This window comes from Abyssisolibacter fermentans (assembly GCF_001559865.1).
GTDB classification, from domain to species: Bacteria; Bacillota; Clostridia; order Tissierellales; family MCWD3; genus Abyssisolibacter; species Abyssisolibacter fermentans.
In genome coordinates this window covers 68507-88635 of record NZ_LOHE01000074.1, presented here as the reverse complement: position 1 = coordinate 88635, position 20129 = coordinate 68507, and the positions used below count along the sequence as shown (strand labels likewise).

Below are 20129 nucleotides of genomic sequence, written 5' to 3'. Positions count from 1 at the left end.
TGAAAAATATAGAATGGACTATTTGAACTTGTAGGTGTGTCAGATAATATCTACAAATCGAATATGCTTTAACAACCTTTAACAATTGTGTTAAATATGCAAAATTCTCATGAGTTTCAATATATACAGGTTTACCAAAAGTTTTATACTTTGCAACCCATCTTCTAAAGGGTGTACTAGTTATACTACATTTATTAGCAATTATTTTATAAGAACTATAAAGGTGCAATTTTAAATACAATTTATACCAATCTGTGCATTTGGTTAACAATATTTACCAACAACCAATATAGTTACTAGGAGACATGTAGGGTTTCTTTCTAAGGAACATTGGTGCGCATGTTTTTTCCTTCCACTTCTAATCAAAAAAACATGTACACCACCGTGACGAGAAAGATTCCTGCATGGCTCCATCACCATATACTAGAGAGTTAAAACAAATCTAAACAATTTAATCTTTACTATAAAAAATTATAAAGCATAAGCTAATTTGAATTGTAAAATTATTCTAGTGTTTTTGCACTATTATAGATAAGAATAGATATTCCAAAGTTAAGTTTCATTTTAGGTGGTATTTTGTTTTTTAATTCCATAAAAATATGCTCCCTTTATGGTAACAGTTTTATTACTTTAACTGTCTGCCTTAAGGCGAGCATATCAAGAATATAAAGTTTTATAGTTATTATTCGTTAATATAAATATGTGTAAATTTAGCTATTTTTAATGTACCGTCATCATCTGTTTCTATTATTACATAAATAATATCAGTTTTATTTGATTTATCAATAGTTGAATATTTACTAGGATTTTCTTTGATTGAATAGTTAACCTTAACTTTGTAAATGTATTGCTTTTTTTCATTCTTAGAAATAACATCATGCTTGTCTATTGAGATTATTTCAATATGATGATAAGTATTTTTCCAATAATCAGATACTTCTTTAAAGTTAGTGAATTTATTTTTTAAAAGTAAATTATATGATTTTTCATAGTCTTCATTATTAATCCCGTCAAAATAGTTTTGAATAAGGGTAATATATTTTTGCTCGTCATTTAAATTCTTATTATAAAATTTCGTGACTGATAAATATGAAATTAAAGTAATTATCAATACAAATATAATAATTTGTAGTATTTTCATTTTATTAAACAATTTTATCATTTTTTATCCCCATTCATTTTTATTATTCCATAACTATTACAATTCATATCTTCAAATTTTTTGCTTCGAGCTGTTTAATAAATTTGAATGTAATCAGCAAAAATACAGTATTACTTTCATTATAACGCATTTGTTCAAAAAAATAACATTAATATTATATCGATTATTAATTATTAGTTAAAACAAGTCAAGAAAAAGTAAAATATTGAAAGTGTAGGAATGGGGTACGAATTTGAGAATCTTTGCTTGTTTCTGAAAAAAGCAATTATTTCAACTTTATAAAAGCTGAAAAAAAACTTCTTAAAAGTCACCTGCCAAGAAACCTTAGATTGAGCCCTAGTAAGTTTATTGGTTGGGATAGTTTTAATAGCAGATATTGGGGTTTGTTATTTTGTAAATTTGATATTGACCCTAAATAATAGCTAAAAAAGATTATTACCGATATGTATCTAGGATTTCTCTAAGGTTTCTTCGGAGAGCGACTTTAAGAGCTTGTTTCTTCAATGCTTTTATAAAATCAAAAGAAACAATTTCTTTACTGAGCTGTAGAAGATACACATATTGAAAAAACTATATGATAACGTGTAGAGAGAAATCCTATACCAGTGAATAAAGAAAACAAATGAGTATTTTCATTGTAAGTCCTACAAAGCTTGTTCCTAAAGAAAATTCTCCAAAATACATAGAAGCGGGTAAGAGATTTTTCGTAAACGACATGGAAGGGTATATTTTAACCTTATAAAAATCGAAAAATACTCCCTTCTCCGAGTTAGAAAAATCTCTTACATCGCTGAATCAAAGAAGTAGTGAGTTAAATAACCTACAAAGTTTGACTATATCAAATCTTTAAAGAATTACAAAATAGCTTATAGATATACCAAATAGTTATAAAATAAATAGATAGTATATAGATATCAATATTAACGTGGCGTAAGCACTCATATTCATGTAAAAAATTTGATTAAATTCTTTCGATAGGGTTTTTAGTTGGTAATAAAGTAACAGCTATTTGAACAATTAAATCAAGAGCCTTTGGTTCAATACCTACACCAAATTCATCCATGATTTTTCCAGATAATTGTCTGACGGCTTCATTTTGCTTCTCTATAGGTGTGTCAGATAATATTTGTAAATCATTGACAACCTCATATGTCATATCAGCAATAGCCTTGATTTTTTCATCTTTAAAAGTATACCCAAATATCATTAATCCCAATTTGATTTCTCTATAAAAATCCATTTTGTTCATTTTTAAATACGGAACAATGTATTTTAAAAATATTAACAGAGCTGTAACAATAAGAATTCCTATGATAATATCCCAATTAATCATACTTATCTCCTCCTATTTACTTATTTTTAGTTAATTGCAAAACTCTACACTATGCATAAATTCAATGTTTATTTGCTATGAAGAATTCATTTTCCCCCATATGTTAGTTGTAAAAACTACCAATAGAGTTACTAGGGAACCATCTCATGTTTCTTTGAAAGCGTGACTTCAAGAGTTCGTTTCTTCATCGCTTTCACTTAAATCATAAGAAACGAGCTCTTGTCGGAACCGTCAAAGATTATGAGATAGTTCCCCTCACCAAAAACTTATGAGCTAAAACATTAAAAGTTATCCACATTTTTTATATTTTAGTTTTGCAACTACCTATACTTATTTTTTAAGCTTATTATCTTCAAACATGCTATCAGCGTTTATTTTCTACAAAATAAAAGGCTCATCTTATTTATAAGACGAACCGAATTTGAAATAAAAGTTTGCAATATGAAAGGCTCATGTTTTTTATTGTAAAAATAGTTTTGTATCAATCTTCAACAGATATTAGACCTAAATCTAAGAGAGCAATACATAGAAGACTTAATGTATTATATTTTTTATTAATACTATACAGGTTTTCTTGTTTATTAAATATATCAATATTTGTTGGGAAAAATTCATCTAAATCATACTCCTTAATTCCCAATTTATCTAATGCAAATTCCATTTGCTGTGCTGCTTTCAGCAAAGATGTTTCATTGATTTTACATTGATTTATTCCATTCATATTTAAATGTAATTTAATATCTTTTTCTCCTTTTTCAAAGCTTGAGAGATATGAATTGTCATCAAAATTTGAAAGAGTGAAGCTTTCTATACAAGGATAGCTTAATAGTAGCAGTCCTTGCATATAATAGTTGTCATTATCTCGAGAGTTTTTAAGAATTCTTAATAATGAATCAATAAATTCTGGATCTGTATTTGAATGATTATCTCTATCGAAAATATAATATATAGCTGCATTATCAATTCTAACATGATATTCATCTATTAATTCTTTGAATAAATCATTTAAATATTCATTTTTATCATCAATATATTTTATATTTGACTCCTCTGTATTTATGACTAAAATGCGAGATAATGGATTATCTTTATTATTATATTTTCTATATGGTTTGTATCTAGTTATTCTTTCAAATTGATAGTTGAATATTTTAGTAAATATTTTATGCAAAATATAAAATTCTGTCTTTGATCCTTCTACAATAAACAATACTTGTCCTATATTTTTTTCTTTATTTATAGTTAAGTTCTTCATCATTATATGCTGGTATCCCCCCAAACACTCCACTTAAATACATTTTCTCGATATTCTGTGCTTCTCTTGGTTTTTCTTCTGATGCTCTTTTAATAATACTTCCTTTCATATCTTTAAATTCAATTAGATAAATCTGGTCTGGTCTTAATAATGAGTTAGATAATAAATTTGTTGAATGAGAGACTATGAATATCTGTGACTGTTTAGATTTTTGCATAAAGTATCTTAATAATAATTCTTCTAATTGATTATGAAATCCACTGCTAAATTCATCTATGATTAACATTCCGTTATTATTAATCACATGAAAAAATGAAGGTAAGAGATTCAATAAATTTTTATTTCCTAATGATTCTAATTGATATGGTATAGGTTCTCCTATTCCTTTTCTTTTAAAAAAAACACTTTTTTCATCATTTGAGTTTATTGTGATTAAACTACCACTGCTTGTATTTGAATATTCTATCTTTTGCTTAAAATTTAGTTTTTGAAAAAAAGCATTTATATTATTAACACCATGTTCTTCTAAAAAGTCATTTATTATCAATGTTTTTTTACCTGGAGAAAAGATACCTCCATAATAAGCATCAATAACAACTGAATTTAAAAGAAAATCAAACCATTCTTTTAATATATCATGACCTCTAAATTTAGTGTTAAAATAAATTTCTCTTAAAAGCAGTGACTCATTATCTAATTCATTAAAAACTTTATTTTCTGTTAATATTGTTTCTCCATTTGTACCAATTCTGTTTAATAATAATTTTTCATCTAAAAATAGTTTTTCGATAAGAATTTCTTTTTTTATATCATATTCAATATGATATTTAATAACAGCTTGATTAATTAAAAAACTATACTCTAGTATCATATTGCTTTCTTTAGAAAATAAGCAATTATCAGCTTCAATATTAGTAATTTTTTCTGCAAATAGTAGTTCTAATAATTTTTTTATTGCCTTTATTACATTTGTTTTTCCTGAAGCATTTGCTCCAATAAATAATCCGCCTTTTAATGTATTTTCATGTATATTAGTTTTAGATAAGATCTTGTAATTAGTTTTCGTAAAATCTATAATTGTATTTTTTTTAAATGATTTATAATTTTTAATTCTTAATTTGGTTAACATATTATTCACTCCTTTCTTAATAGTATTATACACCAAATTCAAAATAAATAGTACATTTATTACTTATGGATAGTATTTAGGTGTAATTTTTTTACCATCAATTGTAGTTTTTGATTTAGTATTAGTTGATATACATTTATTAAAAAAATAACTATTTATAAATATGATTTTAGCTAAAATATTGTAACTAACTATTTTTTTTACTATTATCATTGATTAATTTTTTTTGTTTATTTTTTAAAAACTTTAAAAGAGGCTTCAAATTAGTAAAACCTGCATCTATAAAGTTTTCTAAAATACTTGTTAATTCAACCAGTGCCAAAATAGTATAAAGTATATTAGATATAGTAGAGCCGTATACAATTTGGGGTAAAACAGAGCATTTATTTGCAGTATAAAGCACAGGTAAATATAACAGCACCTTAACACAAATACCGTTTTTTAAAGAGCGGCTTGTCAAATGCTTGTCCTTCCAACCCTGAAAATATAAAGCTATAGTAAATCTTTTGTAACTTTTCATGATAATAGAATACTGTTTACTTATCAAATCAAATACTATCAAAGTAACGATAAATATTAGAATTTCTTTGGGATAGCCTATTTCAGATAGAACTATTCCCAAAATAGTACCTAATAACCATATACCTTTATTCAGACAAAGCTGTATTATGTCAACAGCACAGTTAAATATCTCAATCAGCATTTCTTTCATTATTAATATCACCTACCTCTAATTTAACCTAAAAGGATGCCCTAAAATGGCAAATTTCTGCGTTAAGCAGGGAACAGAAATCTGTGATTTCTAGTGAGTCGCTTACTCCTAGGAAGTATGAGTAGGAGTTTCATTAGTTTTTTCGCGACTAATCATGAGTAGAGAACAGAAATCTATGATTTCTTGTGAATCACTTATTCCTAGGAACGAAGTGAGTAGTGAGCTACATCTAGTACGCTCATATCCGCGAAAATTTCAACGCCTTGAACTTTACTCATTTTGGAACATCCCAATATAATTTAACTTACACCAAATAAAGTTTCTGCTTTCTACTTAACGAATCTATGATATGGAACAAAAAGATTATTTGGATTTCTGTTTACAAAATGAACCCATACATAATCATTTACAGAAAAATTTATGTCGGAGTTTGCAGGTATTGATGGGGTAGAGGTAGAACTGCCGTCAATGTAAACATCTAAAGTTTTATCAGAGTTTACAGCGGCAACTCTGCCTAAATGCCATTCATGAATAAAAAAACCTCTTTTTTCTAAGAAGTTAGTTATAATGCTTTGTATTTTGTTTATAAATTCATCCTGCTTCATTTTGTAAGCCCCTTTCTTATCTTATTTGCCTGAGCTGTAATGATTTTTGGTCTGATAGGTATAGAAAACTGTACCAATTGATAACTTCCTAAACAGCCATTTTTATCATCAATAATCTCAATAACATCATTTATTTGATGTAAATAATTTGGAGCTAAATCTAAAGAGACTTTTTCAGAGAACTGTAAACGCTTATTGAGTTCAAATTTAGCTCTAGCATCACACTGCGACTGACTGTCAATCATACTGTCAGGATTACCGTTATTATAGGCATAAAATCTGTTACCGATTTTTTGTATAGAATAAGGATTACTTTCCCACTCAGGGAGCTTTTCATCAATAACCAGTTCAGTTCTGAACTCCGCAGTTTGCGAAGAACCTCCTAATACAAGAATGTGATTAAACAAATTAGTATCATCTAGTTTTCTTACACTTCCTGCATATAGGGTAGAGTCATCTATTTTATAAGTCCAGCAGGGAGCTTCAAGTAACGGGTCTTTGTATTTAGAAAACCTTAGATAACCGTTAATATCAAAATAGACATCATAAAAATATTCATCATCTACATAAGCCTTACCCGCAAGGTCTTTGATAGCAGTACCTCTATTTTGACCTATTTGAAAAGTCATATCATAAGGAACTGTTATATCAGTATCCTCAAGAATCATCTTGTTAATACCTCCACCTTGAGCTAAAATTTTGACAGCTTCTTTTATATTAGTACCTTTTTTAATAGTAGTTTCATGAGTGAAGCGTCCAAAATTCCCTGTGAGCAGATACCACTTGTCTTGACCACTGATAGTAACAGAGTTTTCAAGAGGTTTGTGAACTGCCTCAGGTTGAGTAATAACAAAAACTCCTTGAGGAATGTATTCAATTCCCAAAGGAGTTTTCAAACCAATATACAGCTTGATTTTCTTATTATCAATCCATATCAAACCATTTTCATTCCAAGTAAATTTACCGTCACTGTTATCAAGCGTAAGAGTAAACATACGTCTTATATCTCTATTTCCGTCTACAGATATATCACCAATCGAATCACTGCTGACCTGGTCTGTAAAAATATCTATTACATTTTCATCTTTATCTAAAAGTTCTAATTTAACATAAACCTCAGAAATAGGGGAGAGAAGTGTTTGTTTAAAAGCATCACTTGCATTAATCATTGTACTCATCAACCTCCACCCAATTTATAGTAAAAGAAGATATTCCAGAAGGTCTTTGAACAGCAACTTCATTAGGAGCAGACACATCAACATAATAGCATCTGCCTTCACCGTCTTTTAGTAATAGTGGTTTATGCTTGCTGATAATACTTTCTAATTTCTCATACTGCTTGACTACACTGTCTTTTTCAGGAATAAATAAGCCAGAAAGACTTCCATGCTTAGCACGCTTTTGACCATAATATACTTTTGGATATTTAGCAAAGGTATTTAATTCAGTCCTGTCCTCATAAGTAGAGATACTCACATCTTCAAGGTTGTAGTAAAAATGAAAACTACCATCCTCAGGATTATCAGGATCAATAAGCCACCAACCCTCAAAATCAGGAGAAGTAGCTATAGTACTTATAACACCCTCAATACCAGCATTATCAATAGGAACAACAGCATATTCATAATCTTTACTACTTGCAGCAAAGTAATCATAGTAGGTCATCATACTGTTAGGTATATAATCAACAGTAGCTAAATCCTTATAAGTAGAGGTTTTCTTCCTTTTCCTCTTAACCTTAAGCCCAGATATTTCAGCCTCACCTAGAGATATATTGCCAGCTTCTAGATTACCCAAAAACTTAGCAACAAATTTAGTATTAGAATTCCATTTACCTTTTTCATTAGCTATATTTTGTAACCCATCAAACAAATCAACTTCATCAAATACAGCGTTAGTAATGTTTACTTCATCTATATTATATATATGTGAAGTAGCAGGGTCAAAAACCCCACCATCACCATAAACCCCAATTCCAATCATTGTGGTCATTTATATATCACCACCTTATTCTGTTTTTCTATTTTCATATTCAATGGCAAGAAAACTATAAATAGGTTTACGATACCATCACGCAAACCCTGAATAGTCCTCTTACCATACTTAAATAATAAAATCATAAATTTTATCATATATTCATAAATCATAAAATATCTTTCTTTATTTTTATTCTTACAAAGCCTTACAATAAACGACCAAAGAAAATAGCTATAATAAAAACCAATAAAGCTACTAGGAGACATGAAGGGTTTCTTTCTAAGGAACATTGGTGCGCGTGTATTTTCCTTTCACTTCTAATCAGAAAATACACGTACACCACCGAGACGAGAAAGATTCCTGCATAGCTCCCTCACCACATACTAAAGAGCTAAAACAAAAAGAGAAATAACTTTATTATAAAATAATCATTGAGTATAGACTAATTTTAATTGTAAGATTATTTAATTATTATTGAAGCTTTATAGTTTTTAATATTAGGAATTTTCCACTGTAATCAATGCTTCTTTTCCTTTTTCAATTAAATAAGCATTAATGCTTTCTTTTAAATCTGGTCTTTTACTTATAACAAAATCATAAGTATAAACTTCATCTATTACCCTTTGTCCTAAATAAGCACCCATACTACATACCTCCTAAAATTAAATCGTCTAATGCCTGTTGAGCAAGTGATAATTGCTTTTTTAAATCTTTTATTTCTTTCTCTTTTTCATAATTATCCTTCAGCAATTCTTCTACTTTTGGTGCTACTCTATAAGCTGAATAGCTTTTAACTATATCTTCTGTTACTTCATGAATAGTTATAGAATAACTAAATTCATCACCCAGCTGTAGATCTTCTGATTGAGCTATAAATAAACCTTCTTCAATACTTTCAGGTTTGATAGCTACTATTTGTTCTACCTTCATGCTTGTGTTATATACAACATAATTCATTTTATAATCTCCTTTCAGGTTTAAAAATTATTTTATCAATTGACATTTTACATTGTTCAATGTGATCTACATAATTATCATAAAAAGAAAATTTTATATAATAAAATCCTCTTAAGTTTTTTGTATTAATTTCAAATTCATATGTGTTCGTTGACGATACAGTATAAGCACCACTAGAATCAAATGTTTTATTTGTTTGCGTATTATCAGAATAGAAACCAACATAAACTGTAGGAGAATAGTAATTATAATATACATATGACTGAACTAAGACACTATCAATGTGCGTTAAATCAAATTTCTCATTACTATAAAAATTTGAAGTATTTTCTCTATCAGACGCACCATTAGTACCAATAATAAATCTATCATCATATGACGATTCATAATTATTTCCGTAATGACAACTGCCAACTGGTGTAAACGGCGTTTTAATAATTAATTTACCATCACTATTCACAAGATTAAATTCACTATCTAAAGTATTTAATAACCTATTTATATTATCTTGACAATATATAATTTCTTTAAGTTCAGGATTGTTACAAATAATGTATCTTGCATCTTCATTTGTTAGAAAGTATTTTAGAAAGTTCTCATTGTTTAATAATAAATCTAATGTTTCTCGGTCAGCATATTTAATAAAATCCTTAAGTGTGTTTACTTTTTTTAAAGTTTCATTATCTATACCTACGTAATTAGCTAGCCCCAACCCAACATTATATCTACCTTTAAAAAACGCACTAATTAAATCCAATTTATTTTTCCTCCTTTAAATTTATTTATTATGTTTTAATTCTAAATTAGAAATACCCTCTTTAATTGATGTTTGTATACTATGTTTTTCATACCCACTAAATATGGCTTTAAGTGCATATTTGTTATTAACAATTTCAGCTGATAATTCTTTATCGTTCATAATCATTTCTAATAACCCAATGCTGCTATTGTAATCACTGTAAAATAAATCCCACCAATACTTTTGCTGTCCAATAGGAGTTTTTTCTAATTTTTCATAATATGAACCGCTTTGAGGTATTACAACTGATTTCATTATATCGACCTCCCATATCCTATAATATCAACACCTGTTATACCAAAATGGTTAGGGTTATATTTGTCTGCATCTCCATAGTTAAATTGAACCTTACTGTCGTGAGTACCTGGTAAGGTAAAATGTCTTAATAAACCTTCTCCGCTGTGAGGTTCACTCTTTAGTATATATACGAGCTCATCTAATGCTTCATTGGTTTTGACTAAATTTATAACATCATTTGCGGTAGTAGTGACATTTGAATCAATGCCACCGCTTAGGTATTTTTTCTCCAAAGCTCTCACAAAGCCTGTACCATCATTACCTTCAGCAAGCTCAACATCTATTAACTCCTGATTACTGTTCACATAGTCTTTTAAAGCATTTGCAGTAGTAACTATGTTACCATTATCATCTGTTCCCAGAGTTACTGTCAAAGCCCATACATTTACATCTAAAGCTAGAGGTACATTAGGTGCTGATGGATTTATATATTCAATGCTTATATTGTTGCTGTCACTACCATATGCTTTAGAAGTAAAAACTAAATCATTATTTGGGTCAAAAAGCTCTGTTGTCAGTGATGCTTTTTGAGGTATTGTCATGTCATCTGTTGCAAGTGAAATTGAAATAGCTTTACTATCAACTATGCAGGACAGAGGATTGTTTACTTTTTGAGGATTAAGTATCTCTAAAGTGATATTGTTTCCTGCTGTTCCACATTCCTTTGCTACAAATACTAAATCACTATCATCACTTTCAAATTCTGCATCATAATGTGCATGAATTGTTCCATTTGTATAAGCATAAAGCTTTTCATTTGGTTCTAATATAAAATTACCTACTATCAATGTTTGCTTAGGCTGTACCTCTATGCTGTCTAAAAGTGTTCTTTTGACTTTGTCATATGTGCCTTGATATTCTGTTTTTAGTGTAACGTATTTTTCTACATCTGATGAATTTGATATCCATAAATCAGATATTATCCATTTTTCATCTCCTGTATTTGTTATTAAGTTTTCGGTTACTTTAAGAGTTGAATCAAATAACCTCTTTGGTTCAGTTATTTTCAATATTTACACCCCCAAAATGTTTTGTATTTGTGAATTATAAAACTGTTCTTGTGTAATTCCTGTCAGCATATACAAACACCAGCTGTCGGTATTAGTAGGAAGTATGTTTTTTGACTCTTTTAATGCATAATAAAAGCCGTTATCAAATCTTACTAAATCATCTTTGTAATAAGTTTTATTGGTATCAAACTCACCTCTGTAAGACAGCCCTACACCTGAAATACCTTGATCACCCTTTGAAGAAATAAGCTCCCAATAAGCTGTGTTACTTGGAGCTATGTCTTTGCAGTCTTTTATACATAAGTATAAGCAGGCTTCATATCTCACCATATTATTAGCGGAGTAGCTGGCAGATGGATTGTAATCACCAATTACACGAAATTTATTTATTTTATTTTGAAATTCAGTCTGCTTCTCCTGTATATACCCCTCAACCTCATCCTTTATAAAAATCTGCATATTAACTAGTGCATCTTGAAATTTATTCCAATCCTCTGAGGTTATAATCTTATCTCTGAGGACTGTTGTCAGATTCTCGAGTTCAGTGCTTTCCGAGGCTGTAAGGTCTGATTTAAGTTTGAGTGCTTGATATCTTTTAACCTTTGGTACATCATCAGCTCTAATATCAAAATGCTCTATAAAGGTATCTACAGAGTTAGGGAAATTAGATCTGTTTGTCATTTATATCACCTCACAATAAACGTTTATTCTGTTTTCTATTTGCTGAATACAAATGTACAGCTTTGTATCCTTTGTTACCCTTGGATTGATCTTATCTGAAGCTGTGTGATAGGTTAGGGAACTGAAAGCTTTATAAACATGTATACGGTCATCTTTAAACCTGATATTTAAAGCTCCATTTGTACCTGAAATATTTACTATGTCTATATCATCTCTAAGCTTTTCAACCCAAAGCTTGAGTGTAAAATCATCACCAACTGAAAAATTATTGTCAAAGCTTACAACTGAACCGTTAGTTAAATCAGCTTTCTCACCCTCAATATAATCAAACTCCTTATCAGCTTCTCCAATTATTCTGGTTATCGACCATTGGAGTTTTACATATGGTTTGTCACTAAAGGTTTCTGCTTGTAGGTTTGAGTAACTTTCCAGCGAATTGTAATCAGCTGTCAAGGTTATTTTGCCAGAACTACCGCTGATGTCTTTTTGGCTGACTGCTGTACATTCAACCTTATAGGTTTCACCATCAACAAGTTGATATTTAAACGTATAGATTAATTTGTCATCTAGAAAGCTATCAGACTCTTCTAATATATTCTCTGCAATATCATAAAGTATGAATTTATATGACTTTATTGCTACGTCAGAGGGTTGAGTATATTCAGCTTTAACCGTCAAAAACTGATTTCTTACATAACCATCATTTGGTATAGTAACTACTGGTTTTGCACTAGTTCTAAAAATAACTGCATCAGAGATAATACTGTTATTAACAGCATTATAAACTGTTATAGTGTAGCAGTATTCCTTTTCATTTTCTAACGTGTCAGCAGGAATTACATGCTTTGTAATATTGCTTTTAACTAAACCTGATGAATAAGTTATAACTCCAGTAGAATTATCCTTAACATTAATACTATATGAAGTCATAATATCCCCGTTGTTTTTCCAAGAGATAGTAACAGCTTCATCTGCACAATAAGTATTATTGTTAGGGGTTAACTCTGTTGGTTTTAAAATCATCAAATCACCTCACTTTCATCTATATATGTCGATAAAAGCACAAAAAAACAACCATAATTTGTTGTTTTTTAAAATTATTATTAAGTTGATATTTTAAAAATTGTATACTTTTCTTGTAGTATACTTTAGTGTCAAAGTAATTTTTTAGAATTCATTTAAACATTCCCAAAAACCCTCGATGTTTCAGTTATGCAGTATGGAGGGTAGGAATGTTTCAAAATGGATGAATTCCAAGGCATTGAAATTCTTACGGATACGAGCGTACTAAAGGTACGTGAGTAGTCGTTAGACATTTCAATAACGAAGGAATTAACCATTTTGGGACATTCCTACTTGTGGGAAATAATATATGGATCGATCGACCTCATAAAATCATTAAAATCACTAGGTGTTAATTTATCAATCTGTATCATAATAGGTCTGCTGCTGGCATTTGGCTGTGTTGTTGTATTTGTTGTGCTTATAGAGTTATACGTCATCTGAGGAAGTTTGATACTCAGCATGTCCAAAGCAGGTATAGAAGTTACAAGCTCACCCTTTAAGAATTTTGCTACTACTTCATGTCGCTTGTTTAGAGGTTTTCCTCCTATAAAACCGCCAGTATGGTATTTTTTCAAATCAGAATAGCTGTATTTATCGTTATCTTTGCCTATACCATAGTGTTCTCTAAGATCTTCATTTTCTTTTCTGTAAGGCTCAATATCTTTGTGATTCCAATTACGATTAAATTTGGCTATTGTTTCTGCAAAAAGTTTATTTTGCTTATATTTTTTAAAGTCTTCTGGAGTCATTTTCTCAAAACCAGCAAGTTCTCTATAGCTCCTTTTTGCTGATTTGGATGATGTCTTGTTCTTTAAGTTAGTCAGCTCTCTTAATTTTTCTTTATAAATATCAATAACTTTATTTAAATTAGCAAATAAACCTCCCGCAAGAGAATTTGTTATATCTTCTCCTGCTGTAAAAGCTTCAAGAGAATTTTTCTCATATTCATTATTCATATCTTCATAATAAATTTGAGCTATAGTTAATGCATTGTTGTAGCCTTCTGATTGAATTAAATTTAGTGATTGCTGTTTGATGCTTTCGTCACTAAGTTTTTTATTCCAGTACAAGTTGAAGTTTTCAAGCTCTATTCTTTGCTGTTCTTCTTTTTTTCTCATTTCTTCATCATAATTCTCATTTTTATTAGTTTGAGCTTCTTGAAGCTTGGTAAGTTCATCTTCTAGTAGTTTTCTTTTGATGCTGTTTTCTTCTTGCTGTTCTCTTTCCTCAAGCTGTTTTTCAAGCTCAGCAACTCTATTTCTGTCATAGGTATATATTTCTCTGCCAGAAGCTTCATCTATATATGCAAATCTAGTATCTGCTTTGACCTTGCTTATTTCATCTTTGATATTTGTAATTTCGTTTAGGTATTCCTGCTTTGAAATTTGCTCATCAAGCATATCAAGTTCACTTTGCTTATTCGCTATAGATGTTTTCATTCTTTCATTATACTTTTCTTGCTCATCTTTTAAAGCTTCCAAATCTTTTTTGTGATTATTATTTAATATTTGTGCTGCCATTTCTTTTTTAAGAGAGTAGCTTTTTTTAAGCAGTGATTCTATTTGTCCCTGCATAGTTATTTTGATTTTTTCTATAGCATATTGGTTGTCTTGTATGCTCAAGGTATTTTTTTCAATTTCCTGTGTGAGCTTTCTTTTATTGTTGATAAGAGAATTAAGAGTCTTATCATAATCATCTGAATCAGGGTCAAGCTTTGAAATCATGTCATCTACTTCTTCAAGTGAACTTATATATTTTTTATTCAAGTTATTAAGCTCGTCTATAGTGTTTTTATAATTCTGCATTTGCTTAGTGAATACAGGGAAGAGCTTTGATTTATCTTCACCTAAGAGATTTATCATTTTTTCTTCTTTTTCAAGTAGTTTAAGCTCTTGATTAAGAGAATTTAGAGATGTTTTTAGTTCGTTATAATCTATGGAGAAGCCTTTTTTAGAGTTTTTCAAATTATAAATTTGTTCTTCTAATCTCCAAATTTCATCTTGTTTCATTAAATCCTTATTTGTATCTAATACTCTGTTTAGCTCAGTAGCATAGTCTTCTTTATTAAGTTCTTTTATTTTGTATCTATGTTTTAATTCTTTTATTTGTTTTTGATATGGTTTTTCAATATGATTGTTTTCGCCTGTATCATCAGTTAAGTTTTTAATTTGTTCCTCTAACTGCCATATTATTTTTTTTTCTAGGCTTCTTTTGTTGTCTTGTAACAGTTTATCTAATTCTTTAGAATATTCCGATTTAGATAAATCATCCATTCTGTATTTGTGCCTAAGTTCATCTAATTTATTATTAAATGAATTTTCGTTGAATACATTTTTATCACTTTCTTGTCGCTGGTATTTTATACCTTTGTCTGCTAAACCTTTGTAAAGATCTTTTGTTCCAGGTATAGTTGGCAATTCATCAATAACTTTTTTAAATGTATCTCCATATAATGCAGAAGCCAAATTGTTGATTAGCTTTTTTTTGTTATCAACAGTATCAACTATTATTTGATTTTCATCAATAATTGCCTGTTGCTTAATTTTATATTCTGCTATTTCTTCTTTACTTGGCTTACTGTTTAATGGATTAATAGGAGATAAAATACCTAATAAGAGTTTCTTTTTCATTACTTCATTAGCTGCGTTTTTTTTCTTTTCCTCTGCTTCTTTTATTTTATCTTGAGCTTCTTTGTATTCACTGCTGTTAGCATCTACGTAATTTTGAGTGTCATCTAATAGTTCTTTTTTCTTTTTATCAGTTAATTGTTTTATTATATCTAATTGATTACTATATGCTTTATTTTGAGCATTTATGCCAGTGACAGTAGAAGGGTATATTTCTGCAAATTTCTCTTCTATTTCTAATAATCGTTGTTTTTCATTAGCTGTTAGTGCTGTTTGACCACCAAGACTGTTTGATTTTTGCTTTAATGCTTCATATTCACTAATTAAATTATCTATGTTTTCAATTTCTTCTTGTTGAGAGTTTATGTTTTCTAGGGCATTTTTGTTTAGTTCTTCTTGTGCAGAACTCCATGCTGAAACAGCTGAAATGATCATAGGTATAACAATAAGTCCAGCAGATATTGCTGTAGTTAAAGCAGTTGTTGCTGCTGTAGCTCCATATGTTACTGTTGTTTCAGCTTCAAGCATTGCAGTTCTTGCTCTTCCTTGTAATGTACTTGCAACTTCTTCACCTCTTAGAACCTTTAATATATTAGTTCTGTCTGTGGCACTTATTGTACCTGCTACAACTTTTTGATTAAGCAATTGTTCAGCATTAGCTAGTACCTTAATTCCAGTGTTCTTTTGAATAATGCCATTTAGCCATTCTATAATCCCTGTTTTAGCCAATAAACTAGTTGTAGTATTTAAACGACCAAATGCTGTAAATAACTCTGTTGTAAACCCTTTTGCTTCTCTCATCTTAGGACTAAGACCATCAAATGAACTAATAGCTTCATCAGTACCACTAGCTAAATCTAAAATACTATTAAGCCCATCTTCACCAATACAAATGGCAAGCTCAGTCATAGCTGTCTTTAACGCTTCAACCTGCATGTTAAAATCCTGCATTACTAAATTATTCTGCTCTAAAGCACAACCTGATGAATTTAAGGACATTTCTACAATTTCCCCATATTCATTCCAGTTTTCTATTAAGCTAGAGGTAATGTCTGATTGAAAACCATCATCAAATGAACTGTCAGCATTTAAGCTGATGCTGTAATCTTCAAGGCTTAGTTTGTCTAACTTACCGCTTAATGCTCCTATATTATCAAACATTGATTTTAGAGAAGCTCCTATCTGATGTGAGCTTAATGACATGTTTTCAGATAATACAGTAGTAATAGCGTTTAACCTGTGAAAATCAACACCAAGCTTTTGAGCCTGCCTGCCAGCAGTTGAAATAATTTCTGCTAAATTTCTAACAGAAGTTTGAGTATTGTGAGCTATATTAGTCCAGCTGTCAATTATTCCTCCAGCTTTACTAAAATCTCCACCAGCCATTTTATTGACTGCATCACTTAGGAAGGTTACTGCTTCACCTGCATCTCTAAAATTAGCGGTATTAAGTCCAATACTTGTGATATTAACAAGCTCCTTTAAGACATTTAGACTTTTTACACCTGCATTAACCCAGAGATTTTCAATAGCTTGTATTTCCTGTACAGATTTTCCTGTAGCTTTTCCCACTTCAATAGTCATAGCAGTCAATTTTTTCATTTCTTCATTAGTAGCTTTCAAGCTTCGTCTGAGTTTTGTCTGCTCTTTTTCAAAAGCTTTATATATATCTATAACACTTTGTATTGCTTTTTTGTTTATTGAAGAACTTTTGAAATTATCATCTATCTGTTTTATGGATTTTGAAAATGTACTGCCAAGCTTTTTTATGTCAGATTCAGTTTCATTGATTAAAGACTGCATAGTTTTTATATCTTTATTTACTGTTGTTAAGTCCAAATGTAGCCCTCCTTTCTGTTATATAATTAATTGTAAAATACTACGTTTCTTTAATGTATTGAAATCATTTGTTTTTTGTAAAACTAATAAAGTTACTAGGGAAGTATCTAATGTTTCTTTGAAAGTGTGACTTCAAGAGTTCGTTTCTTCATTGCTTCTACTTAACTAAAAAGAAACGAGCTCTTGTCGGAACCGTCAAAGATTATACACATTTTGAAAAAATTATATGATTACGTGTAGAGATGCTTCCCCTCACCAAAAACTTATGAGCTAAACAATTAGTTATTTACATATTATATTTAAATTTTTTTAACTATTACTTGCCATATTCTTCAACTTCATGGCATCTGATAATTTAAATACTCTATCTACAGGTTCATTTTCAGAATATAGAGGGTTGAGTTCATTTTTAAATTCACCTGTAACACTTAATGTACTTAAATGTACATCCCAGTTTAATCTAGTATTAATTGCGTTTATGATTTCTTTATACTGCACATAACTTAATTCTTTAATTTGATCTATATCAAGAGAAGTATAGGTGAGTATTGCAGTAATTCCAGTTTTAAAACTTATTCCTTTTTTTTTGAGTCAATTTCATCATTTTCTTTAGAACTTAACTCTATGCCATTGATTTCTAATATTTTGTTTATTATTGCAGGATAATTTTTTGCATTTACAACCTTCATTATCTCATCTTCTTTTTCATCTATGGACATAGAGAGGATTTTAGTAACTGCTTGTGCAGACTCATCTTGCAAAAAATTAGTCCAAAGAGCTTCTGAATTTATAATAGCAATATTGCTCATAAATTCACTGAAATCCTTTAGGGGAATAGGTTTAAATTCTCTTGTTTTACCATCTGTAAAAACATCTAAAGAATCATTACTGCCTAGCATTTCATCAAGATCTTGATATTGTTTTTTCACTTTATCTTGAACATTGTTATTTTTCATATGGCTACCTCTTTTATTTTAGTATCAATTTGTGATTCTAAAGTTATTAGGAGACATGAAGGGTTTTTAACAGTGACGAAAAAATTCCTTCATAGCTCCTTTTAACACGAGCTAAAGTAGTTTTAGCTCATAATGTTAGCAGTTTGTAGTCTCAATAGTGAAGTCCCAAAGTTTTTTATCAGGTCTTTTTGGATCTAATGCTTTAAGATCAATTTTTGGAGCATAAGCAGTCTGTGGTTGTAAATTAAAATCAAAGTTACCACTTGCTTTACATTTGTAGACTGTTAGCTGACCTTGTCCAACAATGTTGTTGTTTTCATCATATACAGGTATTCTGTGAATGAAAGTGAAAGGTTTAGCAAGAGTATCTTTTAATATGCTCATAGTTTCGGCAGTTTCAGAAGATTCTCTCTCATAAACTCCGTTGATGCCTTTTTTAGCATCAGAAGCATCAAATTTAACTTCATTGTTAGCAGTATCTGTAAAGAATTTGCCCTCAGCTAAACTGGCTTCGTCATTGACTTCTTCGAAACCGTTAATTACTATGCTACCTGCGATAGGAGTATAGTCAAGTGTGATAATACCATCTGCTGGTATGTCAGCTTCAATAAATTCTGTCATTATAACTTTGCCTGTTGTAATAGTTGCACCTTGAGCAGCATTGAGTAATTTTATGTCAAATAATGCATTAGTTGCTGATATTGTTATTGTTTTATCCTTTGGAAAATATGTTATTGGATATGGATCGTCACCACCTGTGATGGCTTCTTCCTCACCAGCAAAATTAATTGCAACATCCTTTAATTTGGATAATGCAATTACCTCTTTTGAGTCTAAATAATCCTTTAATACACATTTACCTACACCATATAAAATTTGTTTCATAATAATATTACCTCCTTAAATGATTATATTTGTATAGTTAAAAACTATCCCATATTTAATCCAATCATTATTGTCGATTGGTAAATTTGGCAATCTTGTTGAATATCTTAATGTAATACCTTCAATATCACTGCCGCTTAAGAGATCATAAAGTCTACTTGCAATTAACAGTGTTCTTTTGTCTTCTTTGTATAGAGATTTAGGTACATAGATATCAATTTGGATATTACAACATTCTGTAGAAGAATTAAGAGAGTTTGTTGGTTGATTTTCATAAATATACAGCCTTGGTAAATTATCAGCTCCAATTTCAGCTGGATATTTTTCTTCAACTATCTGCTTCTTAATTGTTTCTAAATTATCAGAAGGTATATCAAGTAAATTTAATAGTTCACTGTCTACAGCAATTTTAGAAAAAACACCGCCTACAATGTCTTTGAATCTCACTCATATCCCTCCTTTGCAGTTTATTTGATAGGAAATGTAATGTAACTTACCGGTAAGTTGTAATCTTGCTATAGCAAAGTTATTAAATCAACTTTATTAACATTAACAATTCCTTTCACAGCTATATGTCGATAACTCGATAATAATACAACCTATTTTTTAAAAATTTTTTTATTGCTATTAAGTTACTAATACAATTAATGTATAAATAAATTTGTTATAGCTTTAGCATTAATCCCTAGAGAATAGCTATAAAAAATAACCATATAGTTACTAGGAGACATGCATGGTTTCTTTCTATGGAACATTGGTGATAGTGTTTCTCCCTTTCGCTTCTAATAAATAGGTAGCTCCTACTCATTTCATTCCTAGCAGTAAGTGATTCACGAGAAA

20 protein-coding genes are annotated in these 20129 nt (G+C 29.7%); all 20 read right to left on the bottom strand.

All coding sequences use genetic code 11. The features are described from left to right. Nucleotides 1-682 precede the first annotated feature (682 nt). Nucleotides 683-1162: a hypothetical protein gene (locus AYC61_RS14225; RefSeq protein ID WP_066503743.1), complete on the bottom strand. Its 480-nt coding sequence runs from the start codon at nucleotides 1160-1162 to the stop codon at nucleotides 683-685. A gap of 961 nt (nucleotides 1163-2123) precedes the next feature. Continuing rightward, nucleotides 2124-2495 (bottom strand): hypothetical protein, encoded by a 372-nt coding sequence (locus AYC61_RS14220; RefSeq protein ID WP_066503740.1) that lies wholly within the window; start codon nucleotides 2493-2495, stop codon nucleotides 2124-2126. Nucleotides 2496-2976: 481 nt separating this feature from the next. Further along, nucleotides 2977-3753, bottom strand: coding sequence for a hypothetical protein (locus tag AYC61_RS14215; RefSeq protein ID WP_066503739.1), 777 nt, complete (start codon nucleotides 3751-3753; stop codon nucleotides 2977-2979). Then, nucleotides 3728-4879 carry an AAA family ATPase gene (locus tag AYC61_RS14210; RefSeq protein ID WP_066503738.1) on the bottom strand — a complete coding sequence of 384 codons (1152 nt, stop codon included), beginning with the start codon at nucleotides 4877-4879 and terminating at the stop codon, nucleotides 3728-3730. Before AYC61_RS14210 ends, AYC61_RS14215 begins: the two co-directional genes overlap by 26 nt. Before the next feature lie 187 nt (nucleotides 4880-5066). After that, a complete protein-coding gene (locus tag AYC61_RS14205) occupies nucleotides 5067-5591 on the bottom strand; it encodes a phage holin family protein (RefSeq protein ID WP_066503736.1) in 525 nt (174 codons plus the stop codon). A gap of 329 nt (nucleotides 5592-5920) precedes the next feature. Beyond that, entirely contained in the window at nucleotides 5921-6196 is a 276-nt protein-coding gene (locus AYC61_RS14200; RefSeq protein ID WP_066503734.1) for a hypothetical protein, read from the bottom strand. Continuing rightward, nucleotides 6193-7374: a hypothetical protein gene (locus tag AYC61_RS14195; protein WP_082759978.1), complete on the bottom strand. Its 1182-nt coding sequence runs from the start codon at nucleotides 7372-7374 to the stop codon at nucleotides 6193-6195. Before AYC61_RS14195 ends, AYC61_RS14200 begins: the two co-directional genes overlap by 4 nt. Beyond that, on the bottom strand, nucleotides 7358-8179 hold the full coding sequence (locus AYC61_RS14190; protein WP_162265469.1) for a hypothetical protein: 822 nt from the start codon (nucleotides 8177-8179) through the stop codon (nucleotides 7358-7360). The genes AYC61_RS14195 and AYC61_RS14190 overlap by 17 nt, the downstream gene beginning before the upstream one ends. A 491-nt stretch (nucleotides 8180-8670) precedes the next feature. After that, on the bottom strand, nucleotides 8671-8817 hold the full coding sequence (locus tag AYC61_RS21710) for a hypothetical protein (RefSeq protein ID WP_202906846.1): 147 nt from the start codon (nucleotides 8815-8817) through the stop codon (nucleotides 8671-8673). Between the two features lies 1 nt (nucleotide 8818). Continuing rightward, nucleotides 8819-9130: a hypothetical protein gene (locus AYC61_RS14180; RefSeq protein WP_066503729.1), complete on the bottom strand. Its 312-nt coding sequence runs from the start codon at nucleotides 9128-9130 to the stop codon at nucleotides 8819-8821. A gap of 1 nt (nucleotide 9131) precedes the next feature. Next, nucleotides 9132-9887, bottom strand: a complete 756-nt coding sequence (locus tag AYC61_RS14175) for a hypothetical protein (RefSeq protein ID WP_066503727.1) — start codon at nucleotides 9885-9887, stop codon at nucleotides 9132-9134. A gap of 21 nt (nucleotides 9888-9908) precedes the next feature. After that, entirely contained in the window at nucleotides 9909-10184 is a 276-nt protein-coding gene (locus tag AYC61_RS14170) for a hypothetical protein (RefSeq protein ID WP_066503725.1), read from the bottom strand. Then, nucleotides 10184-11236 (bottom strand): hypothetical protein, encoded by a 1053-nt coding sequence (locus AYC61_RS14165; protein WP_066503719.1) that lies wholly within the window; start codon nucleotides 11234-11236, stop codon nucleotides 10184-10186. The genes AYC61_RS14170 and AYC61_RS14165 overlap by 1 nt, the downstream gene beginning before the upstream one ends. Before the next feature lie 3 nt (nucleotides 11237-11239). Beyond that, complete coding sequence (locus tag AYC61_RS14160; RefSeq protein ID WP_066503718.1) at nucleotides 11240-11917, bottom strand: hypothetical protein; 678 nt, start codon at nucleotides 11915-11917, stop codon at nucleotides 11240-11242. After that, a complete protein-coding gene (locus AYC61_RS14155; protein WP_066503717.1) occupies nucleotides 11918-12940 on the bottom strand; it encodes a hypothetical protein in 1023 nt (340 codons plus the stop codon). Nucleotides 12941-13269: 329 nt separating this feature from the next. Continuing rightward, the gene (locus AYC61_RS14150) at nucleotides 13270-17448 is read right to left on the bottom strand and encodes a phage tail tape measure protein (RefSeq protein WP_066503716.1); all 4179 of its coding nucleotides are present in this window, start codon (nucleotides 17446-17448) and stop codon (nucleotides 13270-13272) included. A gap of 309 nt (nucleotides 17449-17757) precedes the next feature. Continuing rightward, nucleotides 17758-17946, bottom strand: a complete 189-nt coding sequence (locus AYC61_RS14145) for a hypothetical protein (RefSeq protein ID WP_066503715.1) — start codon at nucleotides 17944-17946, stop codon at nucleotides 17758-17760. A 74-nt stretch (nucleotides 17947-18020) separates the two neighbouring features. Further along, a complete protein-coding gene (locus AYC61_RS14140) occupies nucleotides 18021-18404 on the bottom strand; it encodes a hypothetical protein (RefSeq protein ID WP_066503705.1) in 384 nt (127 codons plus the stop codon). Nucleotides 18405-18539: 135 nt separating this feature from the next. After that, complete coding sequence (locus AYC61_RS14135; RefSeq protein ID WP_066503703.1) at nucleotides 18540-19289, bottom strand: hypothetical protein; 750 nt, start codon at nucleotides 19287-19289, stop codon at nucleotides 18540-18542. A 15-nt stretch (nucleotides 19290-19304) separates the two neighbouring features. Further along, entirely contained in the window at nucleotides 19305-19736 is a 432-nt protein-coding gene (locus AYC61_RS14130) for a hypothetical protein (RefSeq protein ID WP_066503701.1), read from the bottom strand. Nucleotides 19737-20129 lie beyond the last annotated feature (393 nt).

Coding starts and splice junctions, on each gene's coding strand:
- AYC61_RS14170 (WP_066503725.1), bottom strand. CDS start 10,184: ATGAAATCAGTTGTAATACCTCAAAGCGGTTCATATTATGAAAAATTA.
- AYC61_RS14135 (WP_066503703.1), bottom strand. CDS start 19,289: ATGAAACAAATTTTATATGGTGTAGGTAAATGTGTATTAAAGGATTAT.
- AYC61_RS14225 (WP_066503743.1), bottom strand. CDS start 1,162: ATGATAAAATTGTTTAATAAAATGAAAATACTACAAATTATTATATTT.
- AYC61_RS21710 (WP_202906846.1), bottom strand. CDS start 8,817: ATGGGTGCTTATTTAGGACAAAGGGTAATAGATGAAGTTTATACTTAT.
- AYC61_RS14190 (WP_162265469.1), bottom strand. CDS start 8,179: ATGATTGGAATTGGGGTTTATGGTGATGGTGGGGTTTTTGACCCTGCT.
- AYC61_RS14195 (WP_082759978.1), bottom strand. CDS start 7,374: ATGAGTACAATGATTAATGCAAGTGATGCTTTTAAACAAACACTTCTC.
- AYC61_RS14215 (WP_066503739.1), bottom strand. CDS start 3,753: ATGATGAAGAACTTAACTATAAATAAAGAAAAAAATATAGGACAAGTA.
- AYC61_RS14180 (WP_066503729.1), bottom strand. CDS start 9,130: ATGAATTATGTTGTATATAACACAAGCATGAAGGTAGAACAAATAGTA.
- AYC61_RS14200 (WP_066503734.1), bottom strand. CDS start 6,196: ATGAAGCAGGATGAATTTATAAACAAAATACAAAGCATTATAACTAAC.
- AYC61_RS14210 (WP_066503738.1), bottom strand. CDS start 4,879: ATGTTAACCAAATTAAGAATTAAAAATTATAAATCATTTAAAAAAAAT.
- AYC61_RS14220 (WP_066503740.1), bottom strand. CDS start 2,495: ATGATTAATTGGGATATTATCATAGGAATTCTTATTGTTACAGCTCTG.
- AYC61_RS14205 (WP_066503736.1), bottom strand. CDS start 5,591: ATGAAAGAAATGCTGATTGAGATATTTAACTGTGCTGTTGACATAATA.
- AYC61_RS14160 (WP_066503718.1), bottom strand. CDS start 11,917: ATGACAAACAGATCTAATTTCCCTAACTCTGTAGATACCTTTATAGAG.
- AYC61_RS14140 (WP_066503705.1), bottom strand. CDS start 18,404: ATGAAAAATAACAATGTTCAAGATAAAGTGAAAAAACAATATCAAGAT.
- AYC61_RS14155 (WP_066503717.1), bottom strand. CDS start 12,940: ATGATTTTAAAACCAACAGAGTTAACCCCTAACAATAATACTTATTGT.